21 protein-coding genes are annotated in these 25,333 nt (G+C 75.0%); 16 read left to right on the top strand and 5 right to left on the bottom strand.

From position 1 onward, the window contains the following. Positions 1–219 precede the first annotated feature (219 nt). Genes C1N80_RS15625 through C1N80_RS05905 form a run of 4 tightly spaced genes read left to right on the top strand, consistent with a single transcriptional unit; the run spans position 220 to position 5,198 of the window. Positions 220–1,566, top strand: coding sequence for a nitrate/nitrite transporter (locus C1N80_RS15625; RefSeq protein ID WP_240811249.1), 1,347 nt, complete (start codon positions 220–222; stop codon positions 1,564–1,566). After that, the gene (locus C1N80_RS15630) at positions 1,563–2,165 is read left to right on the top strand and encodes an ATP-binding protein (RefSeq protein WP_205750681.1); all 603 of its coding nucleotides are present in this window, start codon (positions 1,563–1,565) and stop codon (positions 2,163–2,165) included. The genes C1N80_RS15625 and C1N80_RS15630 overlap by 4 nt, the downstream gene beginning before the upstream one ends. Positions 2,166–2,199: 34 nt before the next feature. Beyond that, positions 2,200–3,504 (top strand): Gfo/Idh/MocA family protein, encoded by a 1,305-nt coding sequence (locus C1N80_RS05900; protein WP_137769930.1) that lies wholly within the window; start codon positions 2,200–2,202, stop codon positions 3,502–3,504. Between the two features lie 56 nt (positions 3,505–3,560). Further along, positions 3,561–5,198: a cell wall metabolism sensor histidine kinase WalK gene (locus tag C1N80_RS05905; RefSeq protein WP_137769931.1), complete on the top strand. Its 1,638-nt coding sequence runs from the start codon at positions 3,561–3,563 to the stop codon at positions 5,196–5,198. Positions 5,199–5,207: 9 nt separating this feature from the next. Here C1N80_RS05905 and C1N80_RS05910 read toward each other — a convergent pair whose 3' ends face one another. Genes C1N80_RS05910 through C1N80_RS05920 form a run of 3 tightly spaced genes read right to left on the bottom strand, consistent with a single transcriptional unit; the run spans position 5,208 to position 8,016 of the window. Further along, complete coding sequence (locus tag C1N80_RS05910; RefSeq protein ID WP_240811250.1) at positions 5,208–6,668, bottom strand: glycosyltransferase family 2 protein; 1,461 nt, start codon at positions 6,666–6,668, stop codon at positions 5,208–5,210. Continuing rightward, on the bottom strand, positions 6,665–7,654 hold the full coding sequence (locus C1N80_RS05915) for a HEAT repeat domain-containing protein (protein ID WP_137769932.1): 990 nt from the start codon (positions 7,652–7,654) through the stop codon (positions 6,665–6,667). Before C1N80_RS05915 ends, C1N80_RS05910 begins: the two co-directional genes overlap by 4 nt. Next, positions 7,651–8,016 (bottom strand): response regulator transcription factor, encoded by a 366-nt coding sequence (locus C1N80_RS05920; RefSeq protein WP_137769933.1) that lies wholly within the window; start codon positions 8,014–8,016, stop codon positions 7,651–7,653. The genes C1N80_RS05915 and C1N80_RS05920 overlap by 4 nt, the downstream gene beginning before the upstream one ends. Before the next feature lie 156 nt (positions 8,017–8,172). On the opposite strand from C1N80_RS05920, the gene C1N80_RS05925 reads away from it, so the two are divergent. The 6 genes from C1N80_RS05925 to C1N80_RS05950 all read left to right on the top strand — a co-directional run bounded on the left by C1N80_RS05925 (position 8,173) and on the right by C1N80_RS05950 (position 14,663). Then, positions 8,173–9,300, top strand: coding sequence for a thiamine pyrophosphate-dependent enzyme (locus tag C1N80_RS05925; protein WP_137771675.1), 1,128 nt, complete (start codon positions 8,173–8,175; stop codon positions 9,298–9,300). Next, positions 9,297–10,298 carry an alpha-ketoacid dehydrogenase subunit beta gene (locus C1N80_RS05930; RefSeq protein WP_137769934.1) on the top strand — a complete coding sequence of 334 codons (1,002 nt, stop codon included), beginning with the start codon at positions 9,297–9,299 and terminating at the stop codon, positions 10,296–10,298. Before C1N80_RS05925 ends, C1N80_RS05930 begins: the two co-directional genes overlap by 4 nt. 13 nt (positions 10,299–10,311) lie before the next feature. After that, the gene (locus tag C1N80_RS05935; protein ID WP_137769935.1) at positions 10,312–11,736 is read left to right on the top strand and encodes a dihydrolipoamide acetyltransferase family protein; all 1,425 of its coding nucleotides are present in this window, start codon (positions 10,312–10,314) and stop codon (positions 11,734–11,736) included. Positions 11,737–11,797: 61 nt separating this feature from the next. Next, positions 11,798–12,451, top strand: coding sequence for a CrcB family protein (locus C1N80_RS05940; RefSeq protein WP_240811251.1), 654 nt, complete (start codon positions 11,798–11,800; stop codon positions 12,449–12,451). Further along, positions 12,448–12,864 (top strand): CrcB family protein, encoded by a 417-nt coding sequence (locus tag C1N80_RS05945; protein WP_137769936.1) that lies wholly within the window; start codon positions 12,448–12,450, stop codon positions 12,862–12,864. Before C1N80_RS05940 ends, C1N80_RS05945 begins: the two co-directional genes overlap by 4 nt. Beyond that, complete coding sequence (locus C1N80_RS05950; RefSeq protein ID WP_137769937.1) at positions 12,861–14,663, top strand: copper resistance D family protein; 1,803 nt, start codon at positions 12,861–12,863, stop codon at positions 14,661–14,663. The genes C1N80_RS05945 and C1N80_RS05950 overlap by 4 nt, the downstream gene beginning before the upstream one ends. Here the strand turns inward: C1N80_RS05950 and C1N80_RS05955 are convergent. Together C1N80_RS05955 and C1N80_RS05960 are read right to left on the bottom strand one after the other, a co-directional pair. Then, entirely contained in the window at positions 14,605–16,014 is a 1,410-nt protein-coding gene (locus tag C1N80_RS05955; protein ID WP_137769938.1) for an NAD(P)/FAD-dependent oxidoreductase, read from the bottom strand. The two genes, C1N80_RS05950 and C1N80_RS05955, sit on opposite strands and share 59 nt — an antisense overlap. Positions 16,015–16,051: 37 nt before the next feature. Continuing rightward, complete coding sequence (locus tag C1N80_RS05960) at positions 16,052–17,068, bottom strand: BadF/BadG/BcrA/BcrD ATPase family protein (protein WP_137769939.1); 1,017 nt, start codon at positions 17,066–17,068, stop codon at positions 16,052–16,054. A gap of 58 nt (positions 17,069–17,126) precedes the next feature. Here C1N80_RS05960 and C1N80_RS05965 point away from each other — a divergent pair, with 58 nt between their 5' ends. The 6 genes from C1N80_RS05965 (at position 17,127) to C1N80_RS05990 (ending at position 25,318) form a co-directional block, all read left to right on the top strand. Continuing rightward, positions 17,127–18,596 (top strand): glycoside hydrolase family 3 N-terminal domain-containing protein, encoded by a 1,470-nt coding sequence (locus C1N80_RS05965; protein WP_137769940.1) that lies wholly within the window; start codon positions 17,127–17,129, stop codon positions 18,594–18,596. A gap of 139 nt (positions 18,597–18,735) precedes the next feature. Then, the gene (locus C1N80_RS05970; protein WP_137769941.1) at positions 18,736–20,397 is read left to right on the top strand and encodes an ABC-F family ATP-binding cassette domain-containing protein; all 1,662 of its coding nucleotides are present in this window, start codon (positions 18,736–18,738) and stop codon (positions 20,395–20,397) included. Between the two features lie 87 nt (positions 20,398–20,484). Then, positions 20,485–21,792 (top strand): bifunctional o-acetylhomoserine/o-acetylserine sulfhydrylase, encoded by a 1,308-nt coding sequence (locus C1N80_RS05975; RefSeq protein ID WP_137769942.1) that lies wholly within the window; start codon positions 20,485–20,487, stop codon positions 21,790–21,792. Between the two features lie 73 nt (positions 21,793–21,865). Further along, the gene (locus C1N80_RS05980; protein ID WP_137769943.1) at positions 21,866–22,582 is read left to right on the top strand and encodes an HAD family phosphatase; all 717 of its coding nucleotides are present in this window, start codon (positions 21,866–21,868) and stop codon (positions 22,580–22,582) included. Continuing rightward, positions 22,579–23,271 (top strand): HAD family phosphatase, encoded by a 693-nt coding sequence (locus C1N80_RS05985; RefSeq protein WP_137769944.1) that lies wholly within the window; start codon positions 22,579–22,581, stop codon positions 23,269–23,271. Before C1N80_RS05980 ends, C1N80_RS05985 begins: the two co-directional genes overlap by 4 nt. Positions 23,272–23,398: 127 nt before the next feature. Then, a complete protein-coding gene (locus C1N80_RS05990; protein ID WP_137769945.1) occupies positions 23,399–25,318 on the top strand; it encodes a redoxin domain-containing protein in 1,920 nt (639 codons plus the stop codon). Positions 25,319–25,333 lie beyond the last annotated feature (15 nt).

Raw genomic sequence — 25,333 nt, forward strand, 5'->3', positions numbered from 1 at the left:
CACCGTGAATGTGGATGGATGGGTCGTGGGAGGAAAGGTTGGACCTTGGGGTGCGGAGGGAGGGGCGTGCGGGAGCGGCGGGGTGGCGGAGGGCGACGCGGAGGTGGTCACCGGTAAGGTGCGAGCGGCTGCGCCGCTACCCTGGGAGCGTCGGACGAGGTGGATCGGCGCGCGCCGCGCAGGCCCTGCGCGGGGACGGCGCCGGCAGGGGAGGACTGCATGGTGCGGGGTGCCGCGACGAGTGCCCGGGAGCGGATGCCCGCACGGCTCGGGGGCCCACGGGCGCATCTCGTCTGGATCGTCGCGATCCTCGCCTATGCGATCGCGGTCCTGCAGCGCACCACGATGGGCGTCTCCGGCCTCGAGGCGACCGAGCGCTTCGGCACCTCCGCCACGATCGTCTCCACCTTCGTCGTCCTCCAGCTCCTCGTCTACGCGCTCGCCCAGATCCCCGCCGGCCTGCTCCTGGACCGCTACGGCTCCCGCGTCACGCTCGTCGCCGGGGCGCTGCTCATGGGGAGCGGGCAGCTGCTGCTCGCCCATGCGGACGTCGTCGGCACCGCGATCCTCGCCCGCGTGGTCGTGGGTGCCGGGGACGCGCTGACCTTCTCGAGCGCGATCCGGCTCGTGCCCGCCTGGTTCCCCGCCTCCCGCGTCCCCGTGCTCACGCAGCTCACCGGCATCCTCGGCCAGGTCGGCCAGATCGCCTCCGCGGTGCCCTTCGTCGCCCTGCTCGGCGCGGCCGGGTGGACCACGGCCTTCACGGGCGCCGCCGGGATGAGCGCCGTCGCCGCGCTGCTCGTCCTGCTGATCGTGCGCGCCGTGCCGCCGGGTGCGCCGCGGCCGCGGGCCCGACAGGACCTGCGCCGGATGCCGCTGCAGGTCGCGCGGATCGTGCGCCATCCCTCGACCCAGCTGGGCTTCTTCTCCCACTTCACCGCCGGCTTCCCCGGGATCGTCTTCGCGATGATGTGGGGCTACCCGTACCTGACGGCCGGGGAGGGGCTCGGCCGTGCGGCGGCCTCGGGCGTGATGACGGTGCTCGTGGTGGTCTCGATCGTGGGTGGCCCGCTCGTCGGTGCGCTCACCCAGCGCCATCCGCTGCGCCGCTCGACCCTCGTGCTGCTCATCGTGCTCTCGATCGTGCTGCCGCTCACCGCGCTCGTGCTCTGGCCGGGGCCGGCGCCGCTGTGGCTGCTGCTGGTCATGGTCGCCGGGTTCTCCGTGGGCGGCCCCGCCTCCTCGGTGGGCTTCGACTTCCCGCGCACGGACCTCGCCCAGCACCGCCTCGGCACGGCGACGGGCGTCGTGATCATGGGCGGGTTCATCGGCGGGCTCGTGGCCACGCTGCTGATCGGCGTGCTGCTGGACCTCCAGCGCCCCGCGGGCGACTACGACCTCGAGGCCTTCCGCCTCGCCTTCGCCGTCCAGCTGCCGCTGCTCGCGCTCGGGGTCACGGGGATGCTGGTCTCCCGCTGGCGGCTGCGCCGACGGATGGCCGCGCGCGGCCTCCAGGTGCCGCCGTGGCGCGAGGTCTGGCGCAGCGGACGCTGGCGCCGGCTGTGAGCGCCCTCGCGGGATCGGCGGGATCGACGGGGCCGACGCTGCACCTCACCGTGGGGCTCCCGGGCACCGGCAAGACGACCTGGGCGCGGGCCTTCGCGGAGCGGCACCGGATCCTGCGGCTCGCCCCGGACGAGTGGATGAACCCGCTCTTCGGGGCGTCGGACGTCGACGGCAGCCGGGACGTGCTCGAGGGGCGCATGATCTGGACCGCCGTGCAGGTCCTGCGCGGCGGCTCCTCGGTCGTGCTCGACTTCGGCTGCTGGTCCGCGGAGGAGCGGTGGTCGCTGCGGGCGATCGCCGCGGCCGCGGGGGCCGGGTTCCGCCTGGAGTCCTTCTCCGTCCCCGAGCCCGAGCGGCGACGCCGCGCCGACGAGCGCTTCCGCGCCGCCCCGCACACGACCTTCGCGATGTCCGACGAGGACCACGACCGGTACCTCGCCCTGTTCACGCCGCCCACGGCGGACGAGATCGCGGGCACCCCGTTCCCTGCGCCGCCCGTCGGCCATGCGACGTGGACGGCGTGGGCGGACTCCCGCTGGCCGGCGCTGGGCGACATGGGGGCGGGAGACCCCTTGCCTCCGTCCCCGCACGTGCCGTAGCGTTCCTCCCGACACTTTATTTCAAGGAGGAAGTATGTCGTTCACGCTGGGCATCATCGGGATCGGACAGTTCGGGTCCCACTTCGCGGAGCTCTTCTCGGCCCATCCCGACATCTCCGCGGTCTACGCCGTGGACGACGTCCCCGAGCGCATCGACGCGCTCGAGCAGCGCCCCGAGCACGCCGTGAGCTTCGCCGGCCGCTTCGGCTCCGTCGAGGAGCTCCTCGCCTCCGACGTCGACGCCGTCGCGATCTTCACCCAGCGCTGGACCCACGGGCGCATCGCGATCGCCGCCCTCGAGGCCGGCAAGCACGTCTACTCGGCCGTGCCGATGGCGATCGAGGAGGCGGAGATCCGCGAGATCACCCGCCTCGTCCAGGAGACCGGGCTCGTCTACATGATGGGCGAGACCAGCCAGTACAACGCCGCCGTCGTGCTCGCCCGCCGGATCCACCGCTCCGGCGCGTTCGGCGAGGTCTTCTACGCCGAGGGCGACTACGTCCACGACATGGACCTCGGCTTCTACGACGCCTACAAGTACTCCGGCGGTGAGGGCTGGAGGTCGACCGCCTCCTACCCGCCCATGCTCTACCCGACCCACTCGATCGGCGGGATCCTCGGCGTGCTCGGCGAGCGCCACGCGGTGTCCGTCTCCTGCATCGGCCGGCCGGACACCCGCGGCGACGGCGTCTTCGACAAGACCGTCTCCCAGTTCGACAACGACGTCTCCAACGCCTTCGCCCTGTTCGAGATGGACAACGGCGGCGCCTTCCGCACCAACGAGCTGCGGCGCGTGGGCTACCCGAGCCACAAGCGCGAGTCCCGCTTCCGCTTCTTCGGCGAGGAGGCGAGCTTCGAGGAGACCGTCGACGTCACCTACTGGCACGACAAGGAGACCGTCCTCGAGGTCACCGAGCTCGTCGCGACCGGCAGCACGATGAGCCTGGACGACCCGCGCCTGGCCGACGTCTCTCCCACCCTGCGCGACGCCTTCGTCGCCGGCGCCTCGCCCGCGCACCACCAGACCCGCCTGCCCGCCGAGTTCCAGGGCATGCCCAACGGCCACGAGGGCGCCCACCACTTCCTCGTGGACGACTTCGCGCGCGCCGTCTCCGGCGGCCACCAGCCCGTCGTCAACGCCTGGCAGGCCGCGCGCTACACGCTCCCCGGCGTGATCGCCCACCAGTCGATGCGCGCCGGCGGCGCCCGCCTGGAGATCCAGGACCTCGGCGACTGCCCGCTGCCCGTCGTCGACCTCGACGCCGAGCAGGAGACCCTCGACAAGGCCGCGCTCGAGCGTGCCGTGGCGGAGGCGGGCGGCACGACGACGGGCGCCTGACCCGACACCGGCCCCCTGCGGCGCACGAGGGTCGGTGGCGTCGCTAGGCTTCACGGATGAGCCCAAGAACCCCTCTCGAGCAGCTCCGCCGTCGGCTGCTCGCCACAGGGCCGGGGCCCCGGCTGCTGGGTCCTCGTGCTGCGCTCGCCCACCAGCTCACGCTCTCGGCGTGCCTGCTGGTGGGCGTGCTGCTGGTGAGCGACCGGACGCTCGGCAACCCGGCCCTGTACTGGGGCGGCCAGGTCGCCGTCCACCTGTTCACCCTCGTCCTGCTCGTCACGGTCGTCGTCGGCCGCGCGGGCCGGGTGGCACGACCCCGCTCCGCGGACCTCCTGATCCTGCTCCCCGTCGCGGACCTGCTGGTCCTCGCCGTCTCGCGGTGGTCGCTCGCGAACGTCATGGGGTTCCAGGGTTTCCTCATGGCGGTGCCCTGCGTGTGGCTCGCCGCCCAGCTGCGCTACCGGGGCGCGATGCTGGGCATCGGCATCTCGCTCCTCTCCGTGCCGCTGGGCCTCGTGATCACCCCGGCGCTGGATCCCGTGGCCGTGCTCTCGAGAGGACTGGCCTCGAGCCTGCTCGTGGCCGCCATGGGGCTCGTGGTGGCGTCGGCGATGGTGCGGCTGGACGAGCACACGCGCCGCCTCGAGGCCGTGAGCGCGTCCCTCGGCGTGGTGAGTCTCGTCCTCGACGAGGACGGCCGCGTGCTCGAGTCCTCCGGCCGGCTGCGCGGCGCCTCCCGCGGCCTCGACGTCCACGACCTGCTCGCCGATCCCGTGTTCGGCGAGAGCGGGCGCAGTCCGTTGCCCCCGGAGCGTCACCCGCTGGCCCGTGCCGCCCGCGGCAGCGAGCTGGACGGTGAGGCGGTCTGGTCCTCGGGGGCGACCGGGCGCCGGGTCGCGCTCTCCGTCTCCTCCACGCGGCTCGACCCCGACCGCATGCTCGTCGTCGTGCACGACGTGACGGCCTCCCTGGGGGCGGTGCTCCAGGAGGAGCAGTTCCTCGCGAACATCTCCCACGAGCTGAAGACCCCGCTGACCTCGATCACCGGGTACGTCGAGCTGATCGAGGACGAGGTCGCCGAGGGGGCGGGCGGCGACCCCGAGACGATCCGCCGGCACCTGGCCGTGGTCAGCCGCAACGTCGAACGCCTCCAGCGTCTGATCCTGGGGCTGCTCGAGACCGCCCGCACCGTGAGCGGCGACCGGATCGGGTCCGGCGGGGGACCCCGTCGCGTCATCGCCCTGGACGAGCTCCTCCGCCGGCAGGTGGAGGCGCTCGAGCCGCGGCTGCGGGCCCGCAGGCTCCGCGTCGACCTTGCCGGGGTCGCCGCGTCCGTGGAGCTGGTCAACGCCGACCCCGAGCGGCTCGGGCAGGCCGTCGACAACGTGCTCACCAACGCCGTGAAGTACGCCCACGAGGGCGGGACCGTCACCGTGTCGCTCGGCACCGAGGGGCCCGATGCCGTCCTGGGTGTCGCCGACGAGGGCATCGGCATCGGCGCGGAGGACCTCGAGCGCCTGTTCACGCCGTACTTCCGGGCGCGCACGGCCACGAGCGCGGGCGTCGCCGGGTACGGCCTGGGGCTGATGATCACCCGTCGCATCGTGCGCGCGCACGGCGGGGAGATGGCGATCTCCTCCGAGGTGGGCGTGGGGACCCGGGTGGAGATGAGGATCCCGCTGGTGCGGACCTGAGGACAGGGGTCAGGAGGCGTCGAACCCGGAGCGGGTCATCTCGCCCCACACCGCCGTCCTCCCGCGCACCGCCTGCCACCAGCCCTGGAGACGCCACACCGCGGTGAGCTGACGGTAGCCGAGGTTCTCCAGCAGCGCGCAGCCCATCATGAGCAGGAGGTCCCCCGCGGTGGAGGCGCGTCGCAGGGAGATCTCCTCGAGGAGCACGGAGAGGATCGTGACCAGCACGCCGCATCCGATCGCGACGCCCAGCAGGGCGAGGGTCATCGTCGCGTTCACGGCACCGGTCAGCAGCGCGGCGAGGATGATCACCGCGCCGAGCACCTCGAACAGCGGCGCGAGCAGCTCGAACAGCCAGTAGTAGGGGAGCCCCAGCATGCCGATGCGCCCGTAGCGGGGGTTCAGCAGCATGCCGCGGTACTTCCACAGGACCTCCCACAGCCCGCGGTGCCATCGGGCGCGCTGGCGGTGCAGCACGGCCAGGGTGGAGGGCACCTCGGTCCAGCAGGTCGGCTCGGAGACGTACACGACGCGGTAGTCGCGGCGTCGCCGGCGGCACCAGCGATGGACCTTGAGGGTGAGCTCGAAGTCCTCGCCGATCGTGTCGGGGTCCAGTGCGCCGACGGCCAGCAGCACGTCCCGTCGGTAGACGCCGAAGGCGCCGGAGATGAGCAGCAGTGCACCGAGGCGGGACCACCCCGCGCGGCCCAGGCTGAACGCCCGGAGGTACTCGACCACCTGGAAGCGGGCCAGCCAGGGGCGCGGCATGCCCTCCGCGGTGACGCGGCCGGCGACGACGCGGCTGCCGTTGACGGCGCGGATGTTCCCCCCGGCGGCGACGACCCGCAGCGGGTCGTCGAGGAAGGGCTGGACCGCGAGGAGCAGGGCGTCGGGGTCCATGACGGAGTCGGAGTCCATGATGACCACGAGGTCCTTCGCGGCGAGGCCGATCCCCGCGTTGACGGCGTCGGAGCGCCCGGAGTTCTCGGTGTCGAGCACGACGAGCGGGATCGAGGGGTCGCGGGGCTCGAGCACGCCCCGCACGCGGCCGCGGATCTCCAGATGCGGCCCGGTGTCCACGACACGGCGGCTCTCGACGAGGTCGAAGGTCTCCCGGAGGACGGCGAGGGTCGGGTCCGTGGACCCGTCGTTGACGACGACGACCTCGTGGTCGGGGTAGTCGAGGGCGAGCGCGGAGCGCACCGACTCGATGATCACCGCGGACTCGTTGTACGCGGGGAGGATCACCGTCAGGCCCAGGGAGACCGGGGACGTGGCTGTCTCGGCGAGGTCGAGGACGGAGCGCCGTGCGGCCGAGCGCCGGGTGTCCGCGAACCCGAGCAGCACCAGGCACAGGTAGACGGCGTTGATCGCCACGAAGTACGCGAGGGTCGGCCAGGCGGTCCAGATCAGCACCGTCCGGACGACCTGGTGGGCGGTGGTGCCGGTGAGGTCCAGGAGCTCGATCACGGGTGGGCCTCCGGGGACGGTGGTGCGGGTTGCGCCGCGAGCAGCGGGGTGAGGAGGGGATCGGGCCGACGCGCCACCTCGGCGAGGGCCGCGGCGGTGACCTCGCGGGGCAGGGCGAGGAGGGCGAGCAGGCTGTGCGTGCGCACCGGGCCCCAGGGGGAGCGGGTCCCGTCCAGGAGCGCCGGCACGGCGGACGCCCGGCCGACCCGCTCGAGGGCGGTGGCGGCGGCGAGCTGCACCCCGGGGGTCGGGTCGCGGCGCAGGAGGCGGCCCAGCGCCGCGGCGTCGGCGGTGCTCGTGAGCTCCCCGAGCGTCTGGGCGCACGCGGCCCGCACGCGGCTCGACGGGTCGACGAGGCCTTCCCGGATCGCGGCCAGGGCGTCGGCGGACGCGGCACCCTGGGCGATGAGCGAGGTGACGACCACCAGCGCGGGGACCTCGCCGCGGCCGCGGAGACGCTCGAGCGCCGCGGCGACGGAGGCGCGGCCGGGGTACGACGCCGCCGCCCGGATCGCGATCGCCGCGACGACGGGTGAGGGGTCGGCGGTGGCCCCGCGGATCAGGTCCTCGTCGGTGGGGAGGGCGAGCTGTCCGAGCCGGCGGAGGGCGGCGGCGCGCACGGTCGTGCGTCGGGACCGAGCCCGTCTCCGCAGCCGGGGCGGGTGCCCCCGGTCCACGAGCAGGGCGACGATGCGCTCCCGGGAGTCGCCGCGGAGGGTCTCGAGCACGGAGAGGAGGCGCTCGTCCACCCGGTCGCCGAAGGCGCCGGAGGCGCGGGCGAGGGTGCCCTCGAGCGCGGGGTCGTCCTCCTCGGCGAGGGCGAAGCGCACGACGAGGGGACGGGCCCTGCGGTCCAGCTCCTCTCGGTGCCGGGATCTCCCCCGGCGCAGGGCGTGGGAGAGGAGGATGAGCAGGACCGTCGCGGCGATGAGTGTCCAGAGCGCGGCGAGGGCGACGAGGATCAGGTGCGGCGTGAGGAGCGTCATCGGCGGGCGAGCATCGCGCCGACCCGGGCTGCGAGCTCACGGGGCGAGAAGGGCTTGGTCATGTAGTCGTCGACCCCGGCGGTGAAGCCGTTCTCGAGGTCGCGCTCCTGGCTGCGGGCGGTGAGCATGAGGATCCTCAGCTGCGATCCCTCGGCGCGCAGCGCCCTCACGAGGTCCACGCCGGTCATCCCGGGCATCATGTGGTCGACCACCGCGAGGTCCACGTCGCGACGGGAGGCGAGCACATCGCGCGCCGCCTCGCCGGAGCCCGCGACGGTCACCTCGTGCCCACCCGCGCGCAGCTTGAGGGAGACGAGCTCCACGATGTCCGGGTCGTCGTCCACCACGAGAATGTGCGCCATGGGTCAAGCCTAGATGCCGGTGCGGCATGCGGTGCGACCGCCGGCGGGGCACCTCCCTGCACGGAGCCCTGCTTGGAACCTACGCCACCGTAGGTTAGTCTCTCCGCCGTGAGCGTGTTCCAGACGACGATCCCCGCCGTGGCCGACCAGGAGCCGATGATCCAGCTCCTCGCACCGGACGGCACACGGACCCCGCACGACGAGTTCGACGCCGTCCTCGACGGCAGCGCGGGCGGGGGCGGTGACGACGACCTCCAGACCCCCGAGCGCCTGCGCGGCTACTACCGCGACATGGTGATGATCCGCGCCGCGGACCTCGAGGCGACGAGCCTCCAGCGGCAGGGCCAGCTGGGCCTGTGGGCGAGCGCCCTGGGGCAGGAGGCCGCGCAGATCGGCGCCGGCCACGCGTCCCGCGCCCACGACTACCTCGTGCCCACGTACCGCGAGCACGGCGTCGCGTGGGCCCGCGGCATCGAGCCCTGGCGCCTGCTCGAGATGTTCCGCGGCATCAGCCACGGCGGCTGGGACCCCGCGGAGCTGCGCACCCACCCGTACATGATCGTGCTCGGCTCCCAGGCCCCGCACGCCGTCGGCTACGCGATGGGCCTGCAGCGCGACGGTCTCGTCGGCACCGGCGACCGGGACACCGACACCGCCGTGCTCGCCCTGTTCGGCGACGGCGCCTCGAGCGAGGGCGAGGTCGCGGAGTCCTTCACCTTCGCCGCCTCCTTCCAGGCGCCCACCGTCTTCTACACGCAGAACAACCAGTGGGCGATCTCCGTCCCCACCGCCGTCCAGTCCCGCGTGCCGCTCGCCCAGCGCTCCCGCGGCTGGGGCATCCCCTCGGTGCGCGTGGACGGCAACGACGTGCTCGCCGTCATGGGCGCCGTGCGCAGCGCCCTCGACGCCGCCCGCGCGGGGGAGGGGCCCCGCTTCATCGAAGCCGTCACCTACCGCATGGCCGCGCACACCACGAGCGACGACGCCTCCCGCTACCGTCCCGGCGCCGAGGAGCAGGAATGGGCGGAGAAGGACCCGATCCTGCGGCTGCGCCGCCACCTCGAGCAGCTCGGCGAGATCGGCGAGGACTACGTGAAGCGCTGCGACGAGGAGGGCCACGACCTCGCGATGCAGCTGCACCACCACATCCACGGCATGGAGGACCCGGACCCGGTGATGATCTTCGACCACGTCTACGCCGAGCCCCACCCCGTCGTGGACGCCGAGCGCGAGCAGTACCTCGAGTACGCCGCCCAGTTCGAGGACGAGGAGACCGCGCGATGACCGAGACCCGCTCCGGGCACGCCACGACGCTGCCCATCGCCAAGGCCATCACCGCCGGTCTCCGCGACGCCATGCGCGCCGACGACCACGTCATGCTCATGGGCGAGGACATCGGCCGCCTCGGCGGCGTGTTCCGCGTGACCGACGGCCTCTTCGACGAGTTCGGCGCCCTGCGCGTGGTCGACACGCCGCTCGGCGAGGCGGGGATCGTCGGCACCGCCGTCGGCCTCGCGATGCGCGGCTACCGGCCCGTCGTCGAGATCCAGTTCGACGGCTTCGTCTTCCCCGCCTTCAACCAGATCACCACGCAGGTCGCGAAGATGCACTACCGCACCGGCGGCCGCGTCACCCTGCCGATGGTCATCCGCATCCCGCACGGCGGCGGCATCGGCGCGGTCGAGCACCACTCCGAGAGCCCCGAGGCGCTCTTCGCGCACACCGCGGGCCTGCGGATCCTCGCCCCCGCCTCCGCGCAGGACGCCTACTGGATGACCCGCCAGGCCATCGAGTCCGAGGACCCGGTCATCATGCTCGAGCCCAAGAAGCGCTACTGGATCAAGGGCGACGTCGACCCCGACCACCGCCCCGAGCTGTCCCCGTGGCAGGCCCGCGTGCTGCGCGAGGGGACCGACGCGACGCTGCTCGCCTGGGGGCCGAGCGTGCCGCTCGCCCTCGAGTCCGCCGGCGCCGCGGAGGAGGACGGCACCTCGCTCGAGGTGATCGACCTGCGCTCCCTCGCGCCCTTGGACCTGCCCACCGTCACCGACTCGGTGCGCCGCACCGGCCGCCTCGTCATCGTCCACGAGGCGCCCGTGACCGGCGGCCTCGGCGGGGAGATCGCCGCCCGCGTCGCCGAGGAGTGCTTCTACCACCTCGAGGCGCCCGTGACGCGGGTGGGCGGCTACTCCACGCCGTATCCGCCCGCGCGCACCGAGCACGCCTACCTCCCCGACCTCGACCGGGTGCTCGATGCGGTGGACCGCGTCCTGCAGCACTGAAAGGATCACCGCCATGAGCTCCCAGCCCACCCCGTCGCTCGTCACGATCGACCTCACCGATCCCGGTGAGGGCCTCACCGAGGCGGAGATCCTCGACATCAAGGTGAAGCCCGGTGACGCCGTCGCCATCAACGACCCGGTGATCGAGGTCGAGACCGCCAAGAGCGCCGTCGAGCTCCCCAGCCACGTCGCCGGCACCGTCACCCGCGTGCTCGTCGCCGTGGGCGACGAGGTCGCCGTGGGCGCCCCGCTCATCGAGGTCGACACCGCGGGCGGCGCAGCGCCCTCCGGCGCAGCGACGCCCGACGTCGACACCGAGGTGCCCTCGCCCGAGGAGCCCGCGGCCGCGGCGCCGGACCCTGCCGACGCCGAGCCGAAGAACCTCGTGGGCTACGGCGCGAAGGAGGCCCCGCAGCGCCGGCGCCGCCGCCCCGCGGCCCAGGAGGAGCAGGCGGGGGACGAGCAGTACCCGGCCGAGCGCGCCCTCGCGAAGCCGCCCGTGCGCAAGCTCGCCCGCGACCTCGGCATCGCCCTGTCCTCCGTGATCGCGACGGGCCCCGGCGGCACCGTGACCCGCGAGGACGTGCTCGGCGCCCAGCAGCGCGCGATCTCCGGCACGACCTCCGGCGAGAGCGACGCCGACTTCTTCCCCGAGGAGTCCCCGCAGGTCCCCGAGGGGCTCGGCGGCGCCATGAAGTCCGTCCGCGACCAGCCCTTCGCCGGCGTCACGAGCGACGAGCGCACCACCCGCGCGCCCATCCGCTCCGTGCGCAAGCGCACCGCCGAGGCGATGGTGGCCTCCGCCTTCACCGCCCCCCACGTCACCGTGTTCAACGAGGTGGACATCACCGCGACCTGGGACATCGTCCAGCAGCTGAAGGCGTCACGGGAGTGGAAGGACGTCAAGGTCTCCCCGCTCGTCGTGGTCGCGAAGGCGCTGCTCGTCGCGATCCGCCGCAACCCCGAGGTGAACGCCTCCTGGGACGAGGCCGCCGGCGAGATCGTCTACAAGCACTTCGTGAACCTCGGCATCGCCGCGGCCACCCCGCGCGGGCTCATCGTGCCCAACATCAAGGACGCGCACCTCATGACCCTGCGCGAGCTCGCCGACGCGATCGACGACCTCGCCCGCACCGCCCGCGCCGGCCGCACCCCGCTCTCCGCGACCCGCCAGGGCACGATCACCATCACGAACTTCGGCGTGTTCGGCATCGACTCGGGCACCCCGATCCTCAACCCGGGCGAGTCCGTGATCCTCGGCGTGGGCGCGATCAAGGAGAAGCCGTGGGTGGTGGACGGCCAGATCGTCCCCCGCCGCGTCGTGCAGCTCGCCGCGAGCTTCGACCACCGCCTCATCGACGGCGCCCTCGGCGCGGAGCTCCTGCGGGACGTCTCCGCGGTGCTCGAGAACCCGAGCATGGGCCTGGTCTGGGGGTGACCGGTGGCCGGTCCGGGGCCACCCTGGGTCCGGTCGGGACGAGCATCGGTACCCTGATCCGGTGACCTCGACCCCTCCAGCCCGCGACAGCTCCGCGCGCCGCGACGACCCGCGGATGCACACGGTCGAGATGGCCGCCCTGCAGCTCGACGAGGTCGAGGCTTCGCGGGTGCTCGGCTCCGGCCCCGTGCAGCCCGGCGGGCTCACCGCGCGGCGCACCGCCCTGCTCGTCGGCATCGGCGGCGCCGTGGGCGGCGGCCTGCGGTACCTGATCTCGGTCATCGCGCCGACCGTCACGACGCCCACCCTCGTCGAGATCCCGTGGGCGACCCTCTGGGCGAACGTCATCGGCTGCCTCGCGCTCGGCGCGCTCACCGGCGTGCTCGAGGTGCGCCGCGCCCCGGCCTGGACGATGCCGCTGCTGGGCACGGGGCTGTGCGGCGGCTTCACGACGATGTCAGCGGTGGTTCTCGAGGGCTCGGCGATGCTCGGCGCCGACTTCCCGATCCTGGCCCTCGCCTACGGCATGCTCACCGTCTCCCTGAGCCTCGGCGCGGTGGTGCTGGGCCTGCTGATCGCCCGCCGGATCGCCCGCCCCGTCGCGGACCCGGCCCTCCACGACGGCTCCCGCACGCCCGCCGCGCTGCCCGGCCCGGGTGCCCGGGTGCGCTCCGCCGAGTCGCCGGTGTCGCCGGTGGAGGGGGAGGCCCGATGACCACCGCGCTGCTGGGCCTCGGAGGCCTGCTCCTCGTCATGATCGGCGCCGGCATCGGCACCGTCGGCCGCTGGGCCCTCGCCGAGCACGGGCCGCGGCTCCTCGCACGCCGCCTGCCCGAGGTCGACCTCGCCGTCGTGCGCCCCTGGATGACCTGGACGGCGAACGTCGTCTCGAGCTTCCTGCTGGGCATCGTCGTCACCCGCCTGGGCGCAGCGACCGGCGGCGCCGGCTACGTGTTCCTGCTGCTCGGGACCGGGCTCTGCGGTGGCCTCTCGGTGCTCTCGACCGCCGCGATGGACGTCGTGGACCTCGTGCGCCGCGGCACCGCCTCGATCGCGCTCGGCTACCTCATGCTCTCCGTCGGCGTCTCCATGGCCTTCCTGTGGCTGGGGCTGGTGATCGGCTCGTGACCACCCGTCCCCATCCCGGCGCGCTCCTCGCCGCCGGCGGCGTCCTCGTGCTCGTCGCCGTCGTCTCCGTCCTCGCGGCCGACGCCGCGGGCGGCGGCGCCCTCGCCCTGGCCGACGCGGGCGCCGTCGCCCGGCACGGCGGCCCCGTCGCCTCCCTGATCGCCGATCTCGCCGCCGCGGTGCTGCTGGGCGGCGCCGTCGTCGCCGGCTGGCTGCTGCGCGAGGACGAGGACCGCGTGCGCGCCATGGCCCTCGTCGCGATCGCCGGCGGCGTCACGACCCTCGCCCGCGGCGTGTCCCTCCTGTTCTCCTACGCGGTCGCGACCGGGCAGCCCGTGGGCAGCGCACGCTTCGGCTCGGACCTGCTCGTCTTCGTCTCCACCGACCTCGGGGTCTGGCTGATCACGGCGGTGGTCCTCGCGGCGATCGCGACCACGGCCGCCGCGACCGGCTCCTCGGTGGGCCTCGCCCGCACGGTCGCCGTGCTCGCCGGGATGCTCGCCTTCAGCGCCGCGATGACCGGGCACGCGGCGGGGGACTCGAGCCACGAGGTCGCGACCTCCACGATGCTCGTGCACCTGCTCGCCGTGGGCGTCTGGCTCGGCGGCCTCGGCACCCTCCAGCTGCTCCCCGAGCGCTCCCGGGACGACGCCCGCGTGGTGCGCGGCTACTCGCACCTCGCCCTCGTGTGCTGGATCGCCCTCGCCCTGAGCGGCGTGTGGGCGCTCGCGGTGCGGATGAACGGCCCCGGCGACCTGCTCACGAGCGCCTACGTGCAGATCGGCCTCGCGAAGGCGGCCCTGCTGATCGCCCTCGGCGTGCTCGGCGCCCTGCAGCGCCGCGAGCTCGCGACCGCGGGGACCGTCTGGGCGCGGGGCTCCGTCGCCGCCTACCGCCGCCTCGCCCTCCTCGAGCTCGTGCTCATGGCGCTCGCCGTCTCCCTGGCCGCGGCCATGAGCTCCTCCCCGCCGCCCGCCGAGCAGTCCACGCCGCCCTCGGGCCCCGCGGGTCTGCTCACGGGCTACGTGCTGCCGCCCGCGCCGGAGCTCCCCGCGCTGCTCGCCCAGTGGCGCCCCGCGCCCTTCCACCTGGCGCTCTGCGCGGTCGTGCTGCTCGTGTGGTGGCGCGCCGCCGCCCCGGCCCGCCCGCGCCGCGCGACGGTGCGCCTGCTGCTGGGGCTCGGGGCGCTGCTCGTGCTCACGCAGGGCCCCTTCGAGGTCTACGCGACCGTCGCCTCCTCCGCGCACCTGCTGCAGCACGTGCTGCTCGCCGCGCTCGCCGGGGTGCTGATCGGCAGCGCCCTCACGGTGCCCGAGCGGTGGCGCGCCCTCACCGGGCGGTCGCAGCTGCTGCTCCTGCTGCCCGCCGCGGCGCCGCTGCTGCTGGTGGGCGCCGCCTATGCGGTCTCACCCGTGCTGCACCTCGCCCTGGACTCGCATCCCGCGCACCTCGCCCTGCAGCTGCTGTCGCTGCTCGCGGGGGTGCTGCCGGTGCTCGCCGTGCGGGCCTCGACACGGCCGCTCCTGCTGGCCGCCGTGCCGCTCGCGCTCACCGCGGCGGGCGGGGCCGCGCTGCTCGGCACCGACGTGCTGCTCGCGGCGAGCTGGTTCGGCGCGACCGGACGCACCTGGTGGGCCGACGCCCTCGCCGATCAGCGCCGCGGCGGCGCCGCGGTGCTGGGCGTGGCCCTGCTCACCGCGATCGCCGCCGTCGTGACGCTGCTGCTCCGCCGCTCGCGGATCAGGAGAGCAGCGAGCGCACCGTCCGCAGGCGCGCGAGGAGCTGCTCGCGGTCGGTGAACGGCACGAGCCGCTCACCGGTGCCCTCGACCGCGGCGGGCCGGCGCGCGCCGCCGCCCAGGAGCGACCCGAGCCGGCCGCGCAGGCCCTCACCGCCCGGGGCCGGGGCCGTCGGGACCGCGGAGTCCGAGCCCGCGCGCAGGCGGCGGAACTGCTCGATCCCCGTCGACCCTGCGGCGCCGTCGAAGCGGGCGCGCAGGAGGTAGGCGGCGACGTCGGCCTGCTCCACGAGCACCGGCAGCACACCGCCGGTGACCCGCTGCTGGCCGAGCACCACGAGGTCGTCGCGGCCGCGCGGGAACGCGCCGAGGAAGAGGTCCAGGTCGCCGTTCGCCGTGCGGGGCACGACGCCCTCGGGGAGGTGGCCGGCGCCGGTCTCGTAGCCGGTCGCGAGGATGATGAGATCCGCGGCGACCGGGCCGAGCCCTGCGACCACGGGACGGCCGTCCTCGATGCCGGTCACGGCGCCCACGGGGGTGATGCGGCCCTCGCGCACGCGGTCCAGGACGTCGTCGGAGACGATCACGGAGTCCTCGAGCAGCGGGGCGGTCGGGGCGGGCAGGCCGACGGAGGCCGGATCGCCCGCGGCGCGGGAGACGACCGCCTCGGCGATCCTCCCGTTGAGGCGGCCCAGCACTGCCGGCTCGCGCGCGGCGAGCACGTCGCCGGGGGTCCCGGCGATGCGGCGCGGCACCACCCAGTGGCCCGTGCGGACGGACCACTGCACCTCGAGGGCGCGGCGGGCGGCGTCCACGGCGATGTCGGCCGCGGACTGCCCCGAGCCGACGACGAGCACGCGCCGGCCCTCGAGGCCGTCCGCCCCGTTCCACTGCGAGGAGTGGATGACCGTGGTGCCGTGGCCCACCTCCGACGCCCACGCGGGGCGGTGGGGGCGCTCGGCGATGCCGTGCGCGGAGACGACGGCGCCGTAGACGTGGATCTCCCCGGTGGAGAGCTCCACCTGCCACACGCCGTCCTCGAAGGGGCGCGCCGAGCGCACCTCGACGCCGGGGCGGAAGTGCGCGGTGAGGTCATGGCGCGCGGCGTAGGCGCGCAGGTACTTCGCCATCTGCCCGGGCGTGAGGAACTCGGGGAAGGACACCGGCTGCAGCATGTCCTCGTACTGCGTGCTCTCGCGGGAGGAGACCATCTCGAGCGCGGGCCACACCGGGGAGTCCTCGCGCTGCAGGTTCCAGATGCCGCCCACGTCCTTCGCGCGGTCCACGAGGTCGAAGGGGACCTCGAGCGCCTTGAGCGCGGCCGCGGCGGCCAGTCCCGCCGGACCGGCACCGATGACGAGCACCTTCGCGCGCGTGGGGACCGGATCGTGCGGGTCGTGCTGCTCGGGCATGGAGAGCCTTTCGGATCGAGGAGCGGGCGGGCCCATCCTAGACGCCCGCGGTGGCCGCCTCCCGGGCCAGCTGGAGCGCGCCGGGGAGGCCGTCGATCGCCTCGCGGTGCTCGCGGCCCGCGGCCTCGAAGCCCGTGACGAGCTCGTCGTGGATCGGCCCCGGGGTCGCGAGCACCGAGCCGGCGAGCACCACCGGCAGGTCGAGCGCCGGATCGAGCTGCCGCACCGTCTCCGTCACGTGCCGCACCACCGAGTCGAGGATGTCCCGCGCCGTGGGGTCCTCGGGGACCGTGCCCGGCAGCGGCGCGAAGCGGCCCAGCTCGGCGAGGTTGCCCGGAGGGGCGATGCGGGCGATCGCCCGCGCGAGGTCGTCGCGCACGTCCCCGGTGGGCGAGGGCGGGAGCAGCCCGTCGCGCAGGTCGAGGTCGAGCATGTCGCCCAGACGCTCGGTGAGCAGCGTGCGACGGCCGCGGCCGTCGATGTCCGCGGCGACGACCTGCAGGGTGCGCCGTCCGATCCACACCGCGGAGCCCACGTCCCCCAGCAGGGGACCCATGCCGTCCCGCCGCGCGACGACCCGGCGGTCCTCGATGCGCACCGCGACGGCGCCCGTGCCGGCCCGGACGAGCAGACCCGAGTCGCCCACGCCGCCCGCGAGGAAGGACGTCAGCAGCCCGCGCCCCACGACGATCCGGGAGGCGGGGATCGCCGGGCGGGCGAGCGGGGAGAAGAGGCCCTCGCCGAGGGACTGCGCCTCCTCGAGCTCCGTGTGGGCGAGGCCGTGCACGCCGAGGGACACGGCGACCAGGTGCGGGGGAGCGCCCCGCTCCACCCGCAGCGCGTCGATCGCGCGATGGGCGGTCGCGCCGAGGAGGTCGAGCTTCTGCTCGGGGCGGGCCCCGGGCGTCGCCCCCGGGCCGTCGAGGTCGAGGACGGGCGACGTGCCCGCGGCGACCGGGGCGAGCACCACCCGGCTGCGGGTCGTGCCGATGAATCCCGCGAGCACGAGCGGGGCGCTCGACGAGGGGCCGGAGGAGGGGGTGACGGGGTCCATGGGCTCTCCCTGCGCAGTCCTATCCTGAGCGGGACGCACGTCCCGAGGAGGTGGGCACATGATCGCACGGTCAGCAGGGGATCCCGTGGCCGGGGAACCCGCTCCGGGGACGAGCCCGCTCCCGCTCGCGGCCCGCCTCCCCGCCGGCGATCCGCTCGGCACCCTCGAGCGGATCGCCGCCCGTCCCGTGCACCCGGCCGTGCTCGAGCTGCCGGCCGTGGACCCGGGCCCCTGGGCGGAGCTCGCCGCCGCGGCCCGGGAGGTCCAGCCCGGGGCGCTGCTCGCCGTGCGTGCGCAGGAGGACCCGACGGCGGGGGACCCGACGGGGGAGGGTCTCGCGGCGGGGGCGGGGCTCCTCCCCTCGGCCGCGGCGCTGGGCACCGTCGACGACGTGGACGCGACCCGCGCCCTCGGCGACGCGCTCGGCGACCTGCTCGCGGGACTCGGCATCGACGTGCTCCTCGGCCCCGTGCTGCACGTGGCGAGCGGACCCGACCCGCTCGTCGGCACCGCCGCCGTGGGCCGGGACGGGGACCTCGTCGCCCGGCACGGGCGCGCGCTCGCCGCCGGCGTGCGGGACGCCGGGATCGCCGCCTGCGGGCTCGCCCTGCCGGGACTCGGCGGGATCCCGTGGGCCGACGCGGCCGGGGACCGGCCGGGGGAGGGGGTGCCCCTCACCGGTGCCCAGTGGCGCGACCACCTGCTCCCGTGGGCGATCGCCCCGTGGCTCGACGCCGTCCTCGCCGCCCCCGTCGCGGCCTCCGCGCTCGGCGAGGGGACCGCCGCCCTCGCTCCCTGGCCGCTGCGGCTGCTCGAGGAGTCCGCCCACGCCCCCTTCCACGGCCTGCTCGTCGCCGGTGAGCTCGGCGTCGCCGCCGCCCGCGACGGCCTCGACCTGCCCGCGGCGGTCCTCGCCGCCGCCCGCGCCGGGGCGCACGTGCTGCACGTCGGCGACCCGTCGGCCCTGGCCCCCGCCGCCGCGGCGCTCCGGGAGGCCGAGCGAACCGGGGAGCTGCCCCCGGAGCTCGTCGCCCGGCGCACCGGGGCCGCCGCGGAGCGGCTCGCCGCGCTGCGCGCCCGGCGCCGTTGGCTGCCCACCCCGGATCCCGCGGCGGCCGCCGCGGTCCTCGCGGCGCGCTCCGCCGCCCTCGGCCTCCGGGCCGTGCGGGCGCGCCGCGCCGCCCTCGACCTGCGCCCCGTCGCCGTCGTCGACCTCCGCGCGCAGGCCGGCGCGGCCGCGCTCGTGGACGCGCTGCGGGCGCGCCACCTGCAGGCGGAGTCCCCGCTCTACGCGGCGGATCTCGAGGCCGCGCCGCAGATCCTCGCGGTCACCGGCCGCGGGACCCGGGACCCGGGGGAGACGGAGCGCCTGCGCGCGCTGCTCGCGGCGCGGCCGGACGCGATCGTCGTCCACACGGGACCGCGCGAGACCCTGCCCGAGGCCGAGCGCACCGTGAGCGCCCTCGGCGCCTCGAGGACCATGCTCGACGCCGCCGTCGCCGCCCTCCTCGGGGATCGACCGGCCTGACCGGGGAGTGCGCGCGGGTCACGCGGAGAAGCAGCGGAAAAGAAGTGGAGCGACGGGACGGACGGTCGTACCGTCGTCCCCATGCGTCTGTGACCCGCCCCCGTCCGTGCCCGCTTCCCGCACCCACCGGAGCTGATCCATGTCCCAGAACGCCTCCTCCCTCGCCGCCCTGCACCTGCGTGCGGAGGGCATCTCCCACGCCTTCGGCGACCGCCGCGTCCTCACCGACGTGAGCCTCACCGTGCCCGCAGGCGTCCCCACCGGCCTGCTCGGCGAGAACGGCTCCGGCAAGTCCACCCTGCTGCGGATCCTCGCCGGCGAGCTGCACCCCGACGTCGGCACGGTCGACGCCCCCGGCCCCGTCGGCATGCTCCACCAGGAGCTGCCCCTGGACCCCGAGCGCACCACCGTGGACGGCGCCGTCCAGGACGCCCTGCGCCACGCCCGCCGGCTCGAGCGGGAGCTCACCGCCGCCGGGGAGGCGCTCGCCGAGGTCGGCGAGGGCGGACCCGCGGGTGACGCGGGCGCCGCCGCGGCCGCGGCGCGCTACGACGAGCTGCTCGCCCGCGCGACCCTCGCGGACGTCTGGAACGCGGAGGTCCGCGCCGCGGAGGTCCTCGCCGGCCTCGGCCTCGCGGGCCTGCCGGGGGACCGGCTGATCGCCCGGGTCTCCGGAGGGCAGCGCGGGCGCCTCGCCCTCGCCCACCTGCTCATCACGCGCCCCACGACGCTCCTGCTCGACGAGCCCACCAACCACCTCGACGACGAGGCCGCGGACTACCTCGCGACCCTGCTCGGGGAGCATCCCGGGCCCGTGCTCATCGCGAGCCACGACCGCGCCTTCCTCGACGCCGCGACCCGCGGCCAGCTCGACCTCGACCCCGCGCCCCGCCCGCTCGAGGAGGAGCCCGGCGGGCTCACCGCGTACACCGGCACCTTCACCGACCACCTCCACGCCCGGCTCGACGCCCGCGAGCGCTGGGAGCTCCGCTTCCGCGACGAGCAGGAGGAGCTGAAGCGCCTGCGCACCCAGCTCCAGGACTCCCACCAGGTGGGCCACGAGGGCCGCGGTCCCCGCACCGAGGCGCGCGCCTCGAAGAAGTTCTACTCCGACCGCAACGCGACCGTCGTCTCCCGCCGCGTGCGCGACGCCGAGCGCCGCCTCCAGGAGCTCGAGCGCACGCAGGTGCGCAAGCCCCCGGCCGAGCTGCACTTCACCGGGGTGCCCGGGGCGAGCCGCGCCGACGGCGGCGTGCTGCTCTCCGCGGCCGACGCCGCCGTCGAGGGACGGCTCGCCCCGACCTCGGTGAGCCTCAGCGCGGGGGAGAAGCTGCTCATCGCCGGCCCCAACGGCAGCGGTAAGTCGACCCTGCTCGCCCTCCTCGCAGGGACCCTCGAGCCCACCTCCGGCACCGTCTCGACGACCTCCCGGCGGGCCCTGCTCGCCCAGGACGAGGAGGTCGACGAGGACACGACCGTGCGCGCCCTGCTCGGCGGCCAGCCCGGCGAGGCCGCCCCCGAGCTCATGGGGCTCGTCCACCCCCGCGACCTCGACCGGCCCCTGGGACTCCTCTCCCGGGGCCAGCAGCGGCGCGCCGCCCTCGCCGCCCTGCTCGCCGACCCGCCCGGGCTGCTCCTGCTCGACGAGCCGACCAACCACCTCTCCCTCGACCTCGCGACCCGCCTCGAGCGGGCCGTTCAGGACTGGGAGGGCACCGTCGTCATCGCCTCCCACGACCGCTGGCTGCGACGGCGCTGGCGGGGACGCACGCTCGAGATCGGCGACGACGCCCCGTCATGACCGTTCACGTTCCTGGCCGCTGAGCACCGGCGCGGGCGAGGCTGTGCCGCATCCGGCACCCCGCCGCCCAGCACCCCTGGAGGAACGATGACCGACACCGCCGCGCCCGGCCCGCGCTTCGAGACCCTCGCGATCCACGCGGGGCAGGAGCCCGATCCCACGACCGGCGCCCGCGCGCTGCCGATCTACCAGACCACGAGCTACGTCTTCGACAGCGCGAAGACCGCCGCGGACCGCTTCGCGCTCGCCGAGCTGGGCCCCATCTACACCCGCATCACCAACCCCACCCAGGAGGCCGTCGAGAACCGCATCGCCGCCCTCGAGGGCGGCGCGGCCGCGCTGCTCGTCGCCTCCGGGCAGAGCGCGATCACGCTCTCGATCCTCACGGTCGCCCAGGCGGGGGACAGCGTCGTCGTCTCCCCGAGCCTGTACGGCGGCACCTACAACCTCTTCAAGAACACCCTCTCCCGCCTCGGCATCGAGCCCGTGTTCGTCGGGGACCCCGACTCCCTGGACTCCTGGCGCGCCGCCGTGCGCCCGAACACCAAGGCCTTCTTCGCCGAGACGATCCCCAACCCCCGCCAGGACGTGCTCGACATCGAGGGCGTCTCCGGCGTCGCCCACGAGGCGGGCGTCCCGCTCATCGTCGACAGCACCATCGCGACCCCGTACCTGCTGCGCCCCCTCGAGCACGGCGCCGACGTCGTCGTCCACTCCGCCACGAAGTTCCTGGGCGGGCACGGCACCACGATCGCCGGTGTCATCGTCGACGGCGGCACCTTCGACTACGCGGCCGAGCCGGAGCGCTTCCCGCTGCTCAACGAGCCCGACCCGAGCTACCACGGCCTCGTCTACACCTCGCTGGTCCCCGCGCTCCCGCCGTACGCGATCCGCGCCCGCGTGGCCCTGCTGCGCGACCTGGGCCCCGCGATCGCCCCGCACAGCGCCTTCCTCATCGCCCAGGGCCTCGAGACCCTCCCGCTGCGCGTGCAGCGCCACGTGGAGAACGCCAAGAAGGTCGCGGAGCACCTGACCACGAAGAAGGGCATCGTCTCCGTCGCCTACGCGGGCCTCCCGGACTCGCCCTACTTCGAGCGGGCGCAGAAGTACCTCCCGCTCGGCGCGGGCTCGGTGCTGGGCTTCACCCTCGAGGGCGGCCTCGAGGCGGGCACAGCCTTCGTCGACGCCCTCGAGCTGCACTCGCACGTCGCGAACGTCGGCGACGTGCGCAGCCTCGTCATCCACCCCGCCTCGACGACGCACTCGCAGCTGAGCCCCGAGGAGCAGCGCGCGGCGGGCGTCGAGCCGGGCTTCGTGCGCCTCAGCGTGGGCATCGAGCACATCGACGACATCCTCGCGGACCTCGACCGCGGCTTCGCGGCGCTCGGGCTCTGAGGAGCGACCACCCGGGCCGCGCGGGGCGGGTGCCTCGGCACCCGCCCAGCGCGGTCGATACGCTGGGGACATCATGAGCCGACGCCCTGCCCCCGCCCGCCCGCAGCCGCTCCCGTCCCCGCTCGCGAGCTGGCCGCCCGCGTGGACCCCCGCGGCCGTCATCTTCGACTGCGACGGCCTGCTCGTGGACACCGAGTCGCGCTGGGTCGTGCTCCAGGACGCGTACCTCGCCTCCCACGGCGCCGCCTTCGACGAGACCACCCGCCGCGCGGTCACCGGGCAGTCCGCGAAGGTCGTCGTCACCACGATCGCCGAGCACGTCGGCAAGGAGCCGCTCGTCGTCGCCGACGAGCTGTTCGCCGCGCACCGTGAGGACGTGACCGAGCAGGAGCCCCCGCTCCCCGGCGCCGTCGAGATCGTGCGCGCCGCCGCCGCGGCCGTCCCCGTCGCCGTCGCCTCGAACTCCCCGAGGGACATGCTCGACGCGAAGCTCGCCGCGATCGGTCTGCTCGACGTGGTCGACGCGACCGTCAGCATCGACGACGTCGCCCACGGCAAGCCGGCCCCGGACCTCTACCTCACCGCCGCCGCGGCCCTCGGCGCCGCGCCGGGCGACTGCCTCGCCCTCGAGGACTCGGAGGTGGGCGGCCGCGCCGCGACCTCCGCGGGACTGCACCTCCTCGCCGTGCCCTCCGTCCCCGGCCAGGCGCCGGAGGCCCCGCGCACCCTCGCCTCCCTCGAGGACCCCGTGCTGAGGGAGTGGGTCGCCGGATGGGAGCGCCGCCGATGACCGCCGACGCCCCCCGCCCCGTCCCGGACCGCTTCCGCGCGGCCTTCGGCGACTGGACCCCGCAGGCCGTGGTCTTCGACTGCGACGGCCTGCTCCTGGACACCGAGACCGTCTGGCAGAGCGCCCAGGACGCCGTCGTCGCCCAGATCGGCGCCGTGCTGCTCCCCGAGGACGACGAGGTGCTCCACGGCTCGACGATCGAGGTCGCCGCCGAGGTCCTCGCCGCCCGCTCCGGACGCGAGGAGCCCGCCGTGCTCGCGCTGCTGCGCCGCGAGTTCGACCGCGAGCTCTCCGGCGGGATCCGCCTCATGCCCGGCGCCGAGGACACCCTGCGCGAGGCCGCGGCCCGAGTGCCGCTGGGCTGCGCGTCGAACTCGTGGCTCGAGGCGCTCGAGCACAAGCTCACCGCGGGCGGCCTGCGGGACCGCTTCACGGTGCTCGAGGCCTCCGACACCGTCGAGAACCCCAAGCCCGCACCGGACATGTACGCCGCCGCGGCCCGCGCCCTCGGCGTCGAGCCCGGCGCCGCCCTCGCCCTCGAGGACTCCGGCACCGGGGCCCGCGCCGCCCGGGCCGCCGGGCTGCGCCTCATCGCGGTGCCCGCCGCCGGCGCCACGGCGCCGCCGGCGGACCTCGTGCTCGGCAGCCTCGCGGACCCGGAGCTCGCCGCCTGGATCCGCACCTGGTGACCCAGGTCGCGTCCGGCGGCCCGCAGATGACACGGATGTGACGCACTCGTCCGCCCCCGGGCGCGTCGTGTCTGCTCCTGGTGGATGAGTTGGCCACCGTCCAGGCTCGCGGTGTTCACTGGTCCCCATGACGACCCCCGACGACGCCTCCCGGCCCCTCACCGCCCGTGCGCACGGCTCCGCCCTCCGGGGCCGCGGCTGGCTCAACACGGGCGGGGCGGACCTCAGCCTGGAGGACCTGCGCGGCAAGATCGTGCTCCTCGACTTCTGGACCTTCTGCTGCGTGAACTGCCTCCACGTCCTCGACGAGCTGCGGCCGCTCGAGGAGAAGTGGGCGGAGGAGCTCGTCGTCATCGGCGTGCACTCCCCGAAGTTCGAGTTCGAGAAGGACCCGGTCGCGCTCGAGGCGAACATCGAGCGGTACGAGGTCACCCACCCCGTGCTCGACGACCCCGAGCTGCTCACCTGGACCGAGTACGGCGCCCGCGCCTGGCCCACCCTCATGGTGCTCGACACACAGGGCCGCATCGCCGGCAACCTCTCCGGCGAGGGCCACGCCGCGAACCTCGACCAGCTGATCGGCCGCCTCGTCGCCGAGGGCGAGGCCGACGGCTCCCTGCGCCGCGGGCCCGCCCCCACCGTGCTGGCCGAGCGCGTGCCCCAGACCCTCCGCTTCCCCTCGAAGCTCGCCGCCCTGCCCGACGGCCGGCTCGTCGTCTCCGACGCGGGCCAGCACCGGCTCGTCGTCTTCGAGGTCGACGGCGCGACCGTCGACGAGGTCATCGGCGAGGGCCGGCGCGGCCGCACCGACGGCGACGCGGAGACCGCGCAGCTCGCCGAGCCCAACGGCGTCATCGCCCTCCCGGAGGAGATCGCGGAGGAGGTCGGCTACGACCTGCTCGTCGCGGACACCGCCAACCACCTCCTGCGCGGTGTGAAGGTGGGGCAGGACCGCCTGCTGCGCCCCCGCACCGCCACCGAGGTCACGACCGTCGCCGGCACCGGCGCGCAGTGGATGCAGGGCGAGCCGCTGCCCCGAGGCGAGGGCGACCCCCGCAGCTTCTCCCTCTCCACCCCCTGGGACCTCACCTGGTCCCATGCGCTGAACCGGGCCGTGATCACCATGGCCGGCATCCACCAGATGTGGACCTTCGACCCCGTCACCGGGGCGCTCATGGTGCTCGCCGGCACCACGCAGGAGGGCCTCGTCGACGGCCCCGTCGTCAGCTCCTGGTGGGCGCAGCCCTCGGGCGTCGACGAGCTCGCCGACGGCCGCATCGTCGTCGCGGACTCCGAGTCCTCGGCCGTGCGCGTCATCGACCCGCAGACCATGACCGTCTCGACGCTCGTGGGCAAGGGCCTGTTCGACTTCGGCCACGTCGACGGCCCGGCGGAGGACGCGCGCCTGCAGCACCCGCTCGGCGTGACCGCCCTGCCCGACGGCCGGATCGCCGTCGCGGACACCTACAACGGCGCGATCCGCCTGATCGACGAGCACGGCGCCGAGGACGGCTCCGCGACCGTCGTCACCGTCGCGACCGATCTCGACGAGCCCTCCGGCGCGATCGTCGGCCCGCCCGTGGACGGGATCGGCCAGCTCGTGGTCGTCGAGTCCGGTGCCCACCGTGTGACCTGGGTGCCCGTCGCGAAGGCCGCCGAGCGCGTCCTTGACCACGGTGCCCAGCGCTCCGAGCGCCCCGCGACCGAGGTGGGCCCCGGCCCGCTCACCGTGCGGGTCCTGTTCACCCCGCCCGAGGGGCACAAGCTCGACAACTCGCTCGGCCCCTCGACCCAGGTCACCGTCTCGACGACCCCGCAGACGATGATCACGGCGGGCGGCGGGGTCGGCACCGACCTCGAGCGGACCATCGAGCTGGACCCCGCGTACACCGAGGGCGTGCTGCACATCAACGCGCGCGCCGCCTCGTGCGATGCGGACCCGGCCGTCGAGTTCCCCGCCTGCCACATGCACCAGCAGGACTGGGGGGTGCCGATCCGCGTCGTCGAGGGCGCGCCCACCACCCTGGACCTCTCGCTGCTCGCCTGACCCCTCCCGGAAGCT

The sequence above is a fragment of the Brachybacterium sp. SGAir0954 genome, assembly GCF_005490785.1.
In the GTDB taxonomy this organism is placed as follows: Bacteria; Actinomycetota; Actinomycetes; order Actinomycetales; family Dermabacteraceae; genus Brachybacterium; species Brachybacterium rhamnosum.

What these genes read in the sequence shown, in the direction of transcription:
- C1N80_RS05955 (WP_137769938.1), bottom strand. Translation starts at nt 16,014, where the DNA reads ATGCCCGAGCAGCACGACCCGCACGATCCGGTCCCCACGCGCGCGAAG.
- C1N80_RS05945 (WP_137769936.1), top strand. Translation starts at nt 12,448, where the DNA reads ATGACCACCGCGCTGCTGGGCCTCGGAGGCCTGCTCCTCGTCATGATC.
- C1N80_RS05970 (WP_137769941.1), top strand. Translation starts at nt 18,736, where the DNA reads ATGTCCCAGAACGCCTCCTCCCTCGCCGCCCTGCACCTGCGTGCGGAG.
- C1N80_RS05935 (WP_137769935.1), top strand. Translation starts at nt 10,312, where the DNA reads ATGAGCTCCCAGCCCACCCCGTCGCTCGTCACGATCGACCTCACCGAT.
- C1N80_RS05925 (WP_137771675.1), top strand. Translation starts at nt 8,173, where the DNA reads ATGATCCAGCTCCTCGCACCGGACGGCACACGGACCCCGCACGACGAG.
- C1N80_RS05900 (WP_137769930.1), top strand. Translation starts at nt 2,200, where the DNA reads ATGTCGTTCACGCTGGGCATCATCGGGATCGGACAGTTCGGGTCCCAC.
- C1N80_RS05930 (WP_137769934.1), top strand. Translation starts at nt 9,297, where the DNA reads ATGACCGAGACCCGCTCCGGGCACGCCACGACGCTGCCCATCGCCAAG.
- C1N80_RS15625 (WP_240811249.1), top strand. Translation starts at nt 220, where the DNA reads ATGGTGCGGGGTGCCGCGACGAGTGCCCGGGAGCGGATGCCCGCACGG.
- C1N80_RS05980 (WP_137769943.1), top strand. Translation starts at nt 21,866, where the DNA reads ATGAGCCGACGCCCTGCCCCCGCCCGCCCGCAGCCGCTCCCGTCCCCG.
- C1N80_RS05920 (WP_137769933.1), bottom strand. Translation starts at nt 8,016, where the DNA reads ATGGCGCACATTCTCGTGGTGGACGACGACCCGGACATCGTGGAGCTC.
- C1N80_RS05915 (WP_137769932.1), bottom strand. Translation starts at nt 7,654, where the DNA reads ATGACGCTCCTCACGCCGCACCTGATCCTCGTCGCCCTCGCCGCGCTC.
- C1N80_RS05975 (WP_137769942.1), top strand. Translation starts at nt 20,485, where the DNA reads ATGACCGACACCGCCGCGCCCGGCCCGCGCTTCGAGACCCTCGCGATC.
- C1N80_RS05985 (WP_137769944.1), top strand. Translation starts at nt 22,579, where the DNA reads ATGACCGCCGACGCCCCCCGCCCCGTCCCGGACCGCTTCCGCGCGGCC.
- C1N80_RS05905 (WP_137769931.1), top strand. Translation starts at nt 3,561, where the DNA reads ATGAGCCCAAGAACCCCTCTCGAGCAGCTCCGCCGTCGGCTGCTCGCC.
- C1N80_RS05965 (WP_137769940.1), top strand. Translation starts at nt 17,127, where the DNA reads ATGATCGCACGGTCAGCAGGGGATCCCGTGGCCGGGGAACCCGCTCCG.
- C1N80_RS05960 (WP_137769939.1), bottom strand. Translation starts at nt 17,068, where the DNA reads ATGGACCCCGTCACCCCCTCCTCCGGCCCCTCGTCGAGCGCCCCGCTC.
- C1N80_RS05990 (WP_137769945.1), top strand. Translation starts at nt 23,399, where the DNA reads ATGACGACCCCCGACGACGCCTCCCGGCCCCTCACCGCCCGTGCGCAC.